The organism is Streptomyces sp. NPDC057099 (assembly GCF_042671245.1).
Taxonomy (GTDB): Bacteria; Actinomycetota; Actinomycetes; order Streptomycetales; family Streptomycetaceae; genus Streptomyces; species Streptomyces purpurascens.
Genome location: NZ_JBHUTX010000113.1, coordinates 1 through 2,176, shown reverse-complemented (window position 1 = coordinate 2,176; position 2,176 = coordinate 1). Strand labels below are relative to the sequence as shown.

Sequence of the window (2,176 nt, the reverse complement as noted above, 5' to 3'; positions counted from 1 at the left end):
GTCCGGCTCGACTCCGGCGCCGGGGGGCGGCCCAACCGGCATGGGGGGCATGGCGGGCAGGGCCTCGCCGTCGACAACGGGCTGCGTGGGGGCGGGCGGCAGGACGTGGGGGGTCTCGGCGATGAGCTCGGCCGGGACGGGGCGGGTGGTGAGCTGGAAGGGGCGGGGGCCGCGCGCCCAGGAGCCGAAGGCCCCCAGGAGCGCGGCGGCCGGGGCGGCCCACCACGTGGTGGTCACCGAGAGGGTGACGATCCCGGCGGCCGGGGCCGCGAGGACCGTGCAGCGGGCGGCGGCGATCCGGTGCCGGCGGTGGCGGACCTGGCCCGGGTCGAGGTTGGGGACCACGAACTCGCCCAGCGCCCGAAGGGCGGCCGTGTTGCGGTCGGCCTCGAACTTCGCGGCCTTGAGCGTGGCCTTGGCAGACGGGGTCAGGCCCCCGTCCTCCTCGGCGATGCGGGTGTACTTCTCGACGGTCTTGAACGCCTTGCGCGCCAGGCGCCGGTGCTCCTCCAGCTTCTCCTGGTGGGCCTCGGCGCGGGCCTTGACGATGCGGCGCAGGAGTTCTTCGTTGGAGACGGTGTGCGCGCCCGCCCAGTGGGCGAGGTAGATCGCGAGGTGCCGTGCTCCTGAGCGGGTGCGATGCATCATCCGATCAGCACCTCCCCGAGCCAGGAGACGAGCGGGACGAAGATCATGGAGGCCCAGCCGCCGATCGCGACCGTGATGCCCCAGGTGGCGCCGGTTACCCCGCCGGAGAGGGCGAGGGCCCGCTCGCCCCAGCCCTTGGCGAACCAGATGAACAGGCCCAGGCCCACGACGAGGACGAGGGCGATCCAGCTGCCCGAGTAGGACAGGACCTCGCCGGTGGACAGGGGGACCGCTGCGTCACCGGACTGCCCGACCCCGATGTCGCCGACGGTGGCGCCGAGCTGGTTGCCGCTGCCCGTGAAGCCGCCGGAGATCTTGCCGAGGAGGCCACCGGTGACGGCCGAGGCCAGGACCATCGTGAGGAAGGACCCGGCCCACGGGAGCCAGACCTTGCGCTTCTTGAGGGCCTTGAGGCTGCGGCCCCGGGAGTAGTAAATGCTCATCGCGGTGACGCACATCAGGAAGAACCCGAAGGCGGCGCCGGCGCGGGTGACGACGTGGGTGAAGGTGATCAGGTCCACGGTCAGGCCCCCACGATCCAGGTCGAGATGAGGCTGCGGGTCGGGTCGGCGATCAGCGTTCCGCCGACGGCCGCGACCAGGAGGGCGGCCGAGACCCACCGGCGGATGCGTCCTCCGGTGGCCATGCCCACCGCGCAGAGGACCGAGGTCATGAACGCGGTAGCGAAGGCGGCGTCCACGGAGAGCTCCTTGGTCACCGGCATCGCGACCTCCTCCGCCCACACCAGGGCGGGAACGGTCGCGGCACCGATGATCGTGAGCGTGCGCAGCGGGCGAGCAGCCTTCACTGCGGCACGGACTCGGTCCCAGTTGATCGCGTTCGCGTCGGTCGGGTCGAGGTCCGGAATGTCGTCAAAGTTCTCCGACACAGTCATGTCAAACCCCCACAAACCGGGGGTCATGGAGCTGGAGCTCCGAGGGGCTAGCGTGGGACACGGCGGTTCCCTTCACGAGGTGGCTGCTACGGAGCCCCGCCCGCGATCTGTGGAAGGTGATCGGGCGGGGCGCTGTGTGACGTACGGACTAGCACCAAGCGAGTACGACGGTACTACACTGTGTACCTGAGTGCCACACCCTTGTAGCATCAAGTCTGTGGTCGAGCGAGGAACTTGACCGGACGTCACCAACCGCAGGAGAGAACCCCATGGACCCCACCGAAGTCGGCTACCTCGACATCGCCGACCACTACCGCCGGCTGATCGCCGACCGACAGATCACCGACGGCGCGCGGCTCCCGTCGGTGCGCGACATCGCTACCGAGTGGGGCGTCGCCACCAAGACCGCACAGCGGGCCCTGAAGGCCCTGGCGATGGAGGGGTACGCCTCAGCGGTGCGGGGACTCGGGTACGCGGCGACCTTCCGTCCGCACGACTTCGCGACCCTGCGCGTGCGGGTGAACGGCTCCCGGGAGCGTGGGGAGGCGTACGCCCCCGGGGACGAACAGCGCATCCTGTCGGCGAAGTTGACGCCCGTCGGCGGTGCGGTGTCTGAGGTTCTGGGGATCGAGC

The 2,176-nt window shown here is 70.8% G+C and carries 3 protein-coding genes and 1 pseudogene; 1 reads left to right on the top strand and 3 read right to left on the bottom strand.

Translation table 11 applies throughout. From position 1 onward, the window contains the following. The 3 genes and pseudogenes from ACFT4A_RS42390 to ACFT4A_RS42380 all read right to left on the bottom strand — a co-directional run. Positions 1–648: pseudogene (locus tag ACFT4A_RS42390) on the bottom strand (hypothetical protein); the annotation flags it as partial. Then, the gene (locus tag ACFT4A_RS42385; protein ID WP_382549291.1) at positions 645–1,169 is read right to left on the bottom strand and encodes a hypothetical protein; all 525 of its coding nucleotides are present in this window, start codon (positions 1,167–1,169) and stop codon (positions 645–647) included. The gene ACFT4A_RS42385 and the pseudogene ACFT4A_RS42390, both read right to left, overlap by 4 nt. A 2-nt stretch (positions 1,170–1,171) precedes the next feature. Next, positions 1,172–1,543 carry a hypothetical protein gene (locus ACFT4A_RS42380; RefSeq protein WP_382549289.1) on the bottom strand — a complete coding sequence of 124 codons (372 nt, stop codon included), beginning with the start codon at positions 1,541–1,543 and terminating at the stop codon, positions 1,172–1,174. Positions 1,544–1,812: 269 nt separating this feature from the next. Between ACFT4A_RS42380 and ACFT4A_RS42375 the strand changes: the two genes are divergently transcribed. Continuing rightward, positions 1,813–2,176 (top strand): GntR family transcriptional regulator (locus ACFT4A_RS42375; RefSeq protein ID WP_382842041.1); only part of this gene is annotated, 364 nt, incomplete at its 3' end.